Annotated in this window: 7 protein-coding genes; 6 read left to right on the forward strand and 1 reads right to left on the reverse strand. The window is 60.2% G+C overall.

Annotated elements, in window-relative coordinates:
• Positions 1 to 42: 42 nt before the first annotated feature.
• Complete coding sequence (locus APY03_RS11665) at positions 43 to 417, forward strand: tyrosine-type recombinase/integrase (RefSeq protein ID WP_068676974.1); 375 nt, start codon at positions 43 to 45, stop codon at positions 415 to 417.
• Positions 418 to 836: 419 nt separating this feature from the next.
• Here APY03_RS11665 and APY03_RS11670 read toward each other — a convergent pair whose 3' ends face one another.
• Complete coding sequence (locus tag APY03_RS11670; RefSeq protein WP_068676975.1) at positions 837 to 1019, reverse strand: hypothetical protein; 183 nt, start codon at positions 1017 to 1019, stop codon at positions 837 to 839.
• Positions 1020 to 1360: 341 nt separating this feature from the next.
• Here APY03_RS11670 and APY03_RS40100 point away from each other — a divergent pair, with 341 nt between their 5' ends.
• From APY03_RS40100 to APY03_RS11690, 5 genes are all read left to right on the forward strand, one after another.
• On the forward strand, positions 1361 to 1705 hold the full coding sequence (locus tag APY03_RS40100) for a HigA family addiction module antitoxin (protein WP_083944294.1): 345 nt from the start codon (positions 1361 to 1363) through the stop codon (positions 1703 to 1705).
• Positions 1706 to 1748: 43 nt separating this feature from the next.
• Complete coding sequence (locus APY03_RS43635) at positions 1749 to 2291, forward strand: hypothetical protein (protein ID WP_232081150.1); 543 nt, start codon at positions 1749 to 1751, stop codon at positions 2289 to 2291.
• A 114-nt stretch (positions 2292 to 2405) separates the two neighbouring features.
• Positions 2406 to 4484: a DUF499 domain-containing protein gene (locus APY03_RS11680; RefSeq protein ID WP_232081151.1), complete on the forward strand. Its 2079-nt coding sequence runs from the start codon at positions 2406 to 2408 to the stop codon at positions 4482 to 4484.
• On the forward strand, positions 4484 to 5473 hold the full coding sequence (locus APY03_RS11685) for a hypothetical protein (RefSeq protein ID WP_068676978.1): 990 nt from the start codon (positions 4484 to 4486) through the stop codon (positions 5471 to 5473). Before APY03_RS11680 ends, APY03_RS11685 begins: the two co-directional genes overlap by 1 nt.
• Positions 5474 to 5485: 12 nt before the next feature.
• A complete protein-coding gene (locus tag APY03_RS11690; protein ID WP_232081152.1) occupies positions 5486 to 7393 on the forward strand; it encodes a hypothetical protein in 1908 nt (635 codons plus the stop codon).

The raw sequence follows: 7393 nt of genomic DNA on the forward strand, positions 1-7393 counted from the left end.
GCCCGCTTGGCGGCAAGGTGACTTGGCCAGACGCATACCGAGATGCTGACGCACTATCGCGATCACCTCGCAATGGCGAACAAATACGACCTCGTCTTTCCGACCGCCGGTGGCAGGTGGCAGTCACTCGACAACTGGCGCAAGCGCGGATTCCGCGAAGCATGCGAGCGTGCCGGACTCATGGACATCGAGAACATCGACGGCCAAGAGGTCGCATCACCGCGGTACGTACCGTATGCGCTTCGACACTACTTCGCGTCAGTGCTGATCGCCTCCGGCACCGACATTGCGAAGATCAAAACACTGATGGGGCACACCGACATCACGACGACCTACTCCGTCTATGCCCACCTGATACGCGAAGTTGAACAGACGCGTAGCCGTCGGCCCGGCTTGATCTCATCCATTCGGCACTGAATGCGCTACCGCTAGAAAAGCATGTGGCAAGTCTGTGGCAACAGGCACTGAACTCACTGACAACGCACAATATTTCTCGGTTTCCGAAGCCGTAGGTCGCAGGTTCGAATCCTGCCGGGCGCGCCATTTGATTTCAATGACTTAGCAGGCGTTTGATTTCCATATCATCTCGCTGTCGGCCAATTCGCCACAAATCCGCCACCCACTGAAACCCGCAGAAATCCGCCATTGTCTGGATCGACCTTTTTCGGCTTGTGGCAAGTTTGTGGCGAACGCGAATAGTGGGGCGTGCTCTCCTGACCAGGCGAACTGCGACCTGATAGCTCGTGTAGCGCCGGTCACACGTCAGTCGCCTGCGGCACCCGTATTCGCCACAAATACGCCACATCACCCACAGCGATGCGGCGCTCGACAGAGTTTTAGCACCGAGGAGGCCGTGGCTGGCAACGTCTGAGGTTCTCGACGGTCTTTGTCGCCGCCTCTCTGGTTTGCGGGTCTCGCGTTGCGTCACGGGCAATGCCAGCCGCCTTGCGGAAGATCGCGTCCAGTTCGCGCTTCGGCAGGCGAAGCAGTTCCTCGATGGTGGGGATGTGGTCGGTCATTTGTTCCTCCTTTGTCGGAGGCCGCCCAGCGCGGCCTTGTTGGACCGGCAGAGGTGCTTGTGGGCATAGAGCAGCACACGAACGTGCTGAAACGGCAGAGGAAGAGTGCCTTGCACTTGCGGCGTACGGCCCCAGGCGCAACAAACGTCCCCAAAAAGGCCACCCGAGCGGGAAACGGAAGGAGGAGCAAAGCGCCCATCCGCAGCATTGATGACTGTTCATGCCATCACGCTTCTTGGCATGATTTACGATTGACGTAAAACGTCAGGGATAATACCCTCCAAGACCACAACAGGAGGGGAGTTGAACGCCACCGGCGCACTCCCCACGAGAGGCATCCGATGATCGAAGCGGTCCATCATCCAGGCGAACTCCTCGCGCAACGGCTGGAAGCTCTCGGCGTATCGCCGACCGAGCTCGCGCGGCAGCTTCGCGTTCCTGCGAATCGCATCACGCAAATCATCCACGGTCAGCGCGGGATTACCGGTGACTCTGCCCTGCGCCTTGCACATTGGTTCGGCGACGAGCCGGAGTTCTGGATGAATCTGCAAGCCCGATACGACCTAGAAATCGCAGAAGCTGAAACGGGCCAGGAGATTCACGGTCTCCCGATCTTTACGCCCACCGCGCCAGTTGCGGAAGGCCGACCTGTCGGAGCCCAGAAGACCCGGAGGCGCGTCGCATGAAGTCACACCCTAACAACCAATTCAGAACGAGCGGGCAGTAGAGATGCTTGGACTAACACTACGCGAAGAATTCCGAGGCAAGCGTCTCAAGGGCACGGCTATCGAGTTGTCAAACGACTCGAACACCGGGGCGACGCAGATCGCTGCCCAGCAATTTCTAGAGATCACCTATCCCACGCATGATCTGCTGAAAGGCATCGAGGCGGTTGGCCCCAACCAAGGTCGCCCGGTGGTTGTCATCGGCGAGCGCGGCCTCGGCAAATCACACTTGATGGCGGCGCTCTTCCACGCCGTCACCGATCCCGCTTCCACCAGCGCTTGGCTGAATGCATGGGCGACAACGCTTGCCGATCCAGCCCTCGGCAAGATCGCCCTGCGCGATGGAATGCGTGTCATCGGCGAAAGCCTGCACCGCCATCGCTATAAATTCTTGTGGGACGTGCTGTTCGAGAACCATCCTCACGGTGCCTTCATCAAGGGCAAGTGGGAAGGTCAAGGCGCGTCCCAGACCGAAATCCCTTCCGACAAGCTCGTCCTTGAGCTGCTGGAGCACACTCCGACGATGCTGCTGCTGGACGAGTTCTAAACGTGGTACGACGGCCTGACCAACACGAAGCAGTATCCGTGGAAGAACTGGGCGTTCAACTTCATTCAGATTCTCTCGGAGATCGCCAAGGAGCGGCCTGACCTCCTGGTGCTAGTGATCTCTGTCCGCAATGGTGGCAGCGACGCCTATCAGCAGGTGCATCGCGTCAATCCAGTCGCCATCGACTTCAAGGCGGGCGGCAGTGCCGAGCGCATCCAGCAAGATCGCCGCCGGATGCTGCTCCACCGACTGTTCGACAACCGTTTGCAGATTGCCAGCGGCACGATTGAATCGCTGCTCGAACAGCACGTTGCCGAATCCTTCCGCTTGCTCGACGTGCCCCCTGCCGAGCAGGATCGCAAGCGCCGGGAGTTCACCGAGTCGTGGCCCTATGCGCCGCATCTTCTACGCCTGCTTGAAGAACAGGTGTTGGTAGCTACTGACGCTCAAGAAACGCGTGACCTGATCCGCATCCTCGCCAACCTTTACAAGAGTCATGGCGAAACAATGCCCGTGCTCACTGCCGCTGATTTCCGGCTTGACGACGATGCATCCGGCATCGGCGCGCTGCTAGAAGCCGTGGCCAATCAGCATCACCGCACGTTACGTGAAAAGGCACAACAGAACATCATCTCCGTGCAGGAGGCTCGCCACGACTACGCCAGCGTGGCCCCCCACCTGCAAGAGATCGTGGGTGCGCTGTGGCTGCGCTCGATAGCAGTGGGCAACCTCGCCGGTGCCGAACCGGTAGCGCTGCAACTGGACATCACCCGCGGCAAGCCGGTGGACGACAACGCCTTCCAGGTTGAACTGGCGACCATCGTCGAGAACAGCTTCAACATCCACCAGGAAGGCACGAAGCTGCTGTTCCGAGAAGAAGAAAACCCGCGCGCGAAACTTATGGCGTACGCGCGCAACGACAAGCTGTTTGCCGATGGCTCCGATCAAGTACAGCTTGCCAAACAGACTCGCTACGTCATCGGCGGCAGCGATGAGGTCGCAAAGAACTTCCGCGTGATCGCCTTGCCCAAGGGTTGGGCGAACGACCCATGGACATCGCTTGATGACGCCGAGCAGCCGGATCGCTGGGACGACCGCCTGCCCATCCTCGTGCTGCCCGAGGAGCCGGAGAAGCTTGAACCCACTCTGGGCCGCTGGATCAAGGACCAGTTGCAGAAGCGCCGCAACACGGTTCGCTTTCTGCTGCCGCGCAGCGGCACGTCAAACGCATTCCATGATCGTGACCTGCTCGTACTTGCGCGCGCTGAAATGAAGGCGCTGGAATGGAGCGCGCAGAATCCCGAATACAAGAAGCTACACAAGGAATTTGAGACAGCATTGAGGGACAACCTCAAGAAGCGGTTTGACCGGTTCGCAGTGCTGCATCGCTGGAACTTCGCTGACCCCGCCCAGTGCCGGTTTAGCGTCGAGCGTCTGGACAAACAAGGGGCGCAGATTCCCGAGGCCATCGAGGAGGCACTGACGAGCGATCTCTTTGTGCCGGAAGACTTCGAGGCATTGGTATTCGAATTCGCGAGCAACAATGATTCTGTAGGCAAGCTGCTGCGCGAGCTGCAAGAGCCACGCCCCGCCGGGCAGGACTGCATCCCATGGCTGGGTGAAACCGCAATGAAGGAACGCCTGCTGCGCCTGTGCGCGAAGGGCAGGATCGCCATCAACCTGCGCGGCATGGAATACCTACAGACCAATCCGGGCGAGGATGAGGACAGCGCATGGCGGCGGTTGAGGCCCAAGCTCTCCCTCACGGGTCGCCATCTCGATGATGTATTCGTCATGCTGCCCTCGGCTGTGCCTGCGACCGGCGGTGCCACGCCGCCCGCGCCGCCTACGCCTGGCGGAGGCACCGGCGGCTTGTTTGGCGGCGGCACGACGACACCCACGCCACCTACACCCGGCGGAGAAACGCCCACTGGCGTTGCAGAGCCCGCTCCGGGTGGCATCTTCGGCGGCGGGACAACGACCACCAAGCCGCGTACTCCTCATTCCAATCCGCCGACCTCGCCACTCAACCTGATCGGCAAGATCGAGGGCTGGGGCATTGGCCCGGCCACGCGCGTAGCGGAGGTGTCGATCAAAGTGTCCACCGCCACCGGAGCGCAGCTCAAGGAATTGCTCAAGAAGCTGCCCGAAGGCATGACTTTCGAGCTGAATCTTGAGAAGGAGGACGACTGATGGCCCTGTCCGCCAATGCACTGCAAGCCTTGACCCAGGGCTCGGATGCCGCCGCTTGGCGCGTCATCGTCAAACATGCTGTCGAGATCGCCTCCAAGCCGCTCGCCGCGGGCAATGCGCCCAGCGAGGTCGTCAAACGAGACCGTGAGATCGGTGAACTCGACCTGTTCCTGTCGTCCAGCGGCTGGGACCTGTGGCAGACATTCGGCGGTAGCGTCGAGCGCACGTCAGATCGGCTGGTACGTTGGTGGGCGGAGCCCTTCAGCGCCAAGGCCGTGCTAATTCTCGACGGCCTGTCGTTGCGCGAACTGCCGTGGCTTTTGCAGGGCGCGACGGAGCGTGGTTTCACCTTGCATGAGGTCAGCGCCAACGCTTCCGAGCTACCCGGCGAAACCAACGAGTTCGCCCGTGCGCTGGGCTTTGGCAGCCGTAGCCAACTCCAGAACAACGGCGGCGGTCTCGCGCACAAGCTGCAACCTGCCAGCACCGAGTCAGTGGACTTGCCGTGGAAGGACTGCGAAGGGCTGGTCAGTAACACGCCGAACCAAATCTTCTGGCATCACTGGCCGGATGCCAAGCTGCACGACGGCTCTGGTGCGGGTCAAGGATTGGAGCCGCTGACGAAGGATGTCGTACAGCAGCTCGGCAGCGAGGACTTCTGGGCCTTCGTTGAACGTCTGGCGACCGGACGGCGATTGGTCATCACGTCTGACCATGGCTATGCAGCTACAGGCTACTTCCCGGACGCCGATGGCGAAGTTGCCCAGTTCCTCAAACAGACCTTTTCCAGCGGACGCAGCAAAGCGGGCACGGGCGACACCGGTCCCTTCGTGCCGCCGGTGGCATTGCAGATCAATGGCCCGCACGGCGCGCATTTGCTGGCGTTGGGTCGCCGCAAATGGCGCAGCCAGGGCGGCTATCCCACGCTGACTCATGGCGGTTTGTCGCTGCTTGAAGTGTTGTCGCCCTTTGTAGAGCTAACGAAGTAAGGAACGCGCCGCATGGCCACAAAAAAAGAACTACTCGCACAGGAAGTCGCCAAGGCCGTTGGCGCGGGCAAGACCGCCGCGCTGGAGACAGTTGATTTCAACGATCCAAACCGTCCGAAGACCTGCCTCGAAGTCGATTTTCCGATCCTGCCCGTTAATCAGGTTGCGGTCATCGAAGGCAATGCAGGCAAGCCGATCTACCAGATGTCGAAGTGGTGGGCGCGGCGGCGCTCCAGCGTGTTTCGCTCGATGCTGATCGCGGCGGCCACCAAAGCCCCTGACGACCCTGCGCACGCAGCCAAACTTGTTTGGGACAACTACTACGCCAATCACCAGAAGAAGGGCGCGTTCAAGCATCTGAAGGTGGCGGACATCTTCATGGGCGGTGGCACCACGCTGGTAGAGGGCTCGCGCCTCGGGATGCAGATGGTCGGCAACGACCTCAACCCGGTCGCGTGGTTTGTGGTCAAACAGGAACTGGCAGATGTCGATCTGGAAGAGGTGAAGAAGCTCCTCGCAGACATCGAGGCCGAGGTCAAGCCGCAGATCATGCCGTACTACTACTGCGACGGTCCCAACGGCGAAAAGGGAACGTGGACCCACGTGCCGACCAAGCGCGCAATGCCTGCAGACTTCGATCCGCTGACCATTCCGCGCGACCAGCGCAAGGACTACAAGTACGAAGGCCCAGAGATTATCTACACCTTCTGGGCCAAGCACGGCCCTTGTCAAGTGACAGGCTGCGGCCATCGCACCCCCATCATGAGCAGCCCAGTGATGGCGGTAAAGACCCTCACAGTTAAGCACTGGGAACATACCTGCGGCAAGTGCGGCAACCCGTTTCATGTCGAGGAAGAAGCGGCACGTATGGCTCCAGACGTGCCGTTCTGGGTCGCGCCAACCGAATACGCGTATTCGGTGCTTGACCGCAAGAAGGGTGTGGTCTGCCCGCATTGCAGCCACACCGCCTTGGTGAATCTAGGCAAAGGCAAAAACAAGAAGGTGGAATTGAGCCTTTTGGTCCATCCGCAGTGGCTGGCCGGTTCGCCCAAGCAGAATGGAGACGGGCAACCCTACGGTGGCTCGCCGCAGGACGACGTGGCAGCAACCACCCGTTGGGATCAAGAGCGAGCAGCAAGAATTCGATTGCTCGAAGTGCGCGGCGCGCTACCGGAAGAAATCACTTGCCCGGAAACCGGCGTCACGTTCGCGCCGGAAAAGGGCACGGTGCCGAGGAAGTCGCACTACGCGTGCGCAGCCTGCGGCACGGTGCAAGATGTCTTGACCACCATCAAGGCTACGGGCAAGACGGGGCCGATGGCAGGCTACGCAATACAGGGCTATGCGCCACAGCGCAGCGCGGCAGGCAAGCCTTATAACGGTCGCTTCTTTGCAGCCTTCGATGCTGCCTGCGCCCAGCAGTCCGACGCGGCCCTGCGTGAGTGGGATGAGCGCAAGGACCAGGACCTCAAGGAATACTGGCCGCGCTCCGAGCTTCCCTATGGTTTCATGACCCACATGAACAACGGGGGAATCCCAAACCATGGCTTTACGCACTGGTGGACGATGTTCAACCCGCGGCAACTCCTCGTCCACACACAGCTACTGAAGGCCATTGCAACGGTCGGCCACTATGAGTGGGATGTGAGGGAGTATGTTCTTGGTGCCTTTCAGCAGTACCTCCGCAATCAAAGTCTCTTCACCTTGTGGAATGTTCAAGCGGACAAGTTGGAGCCGCAGTTTGCGAACAACAACTACCACCCCAAGGCTACGACGGTTGAGAACTGTGTGTTTGCAAATCTTGGCCGAGGCAACTGGGCGTCGAGTGTTGAAGGAATTGTCGAAGGCCGAGAGTGGGCAATGCAGCCTTGGGAAGCCGTTAGGGAGATGCTGATCAATGAACGACGCCGTAGGATCTGA

It is taken from the genome of Variovorax sp. WDL1 (genome assembly GCF_001541225.1).
Taxonomy (GTDB): domain Bacteria; phylum Pseudomonadota; class Gammaproteobacteria; order Burkholderiales; family Burkholderiaceae_C; genus Variovorax.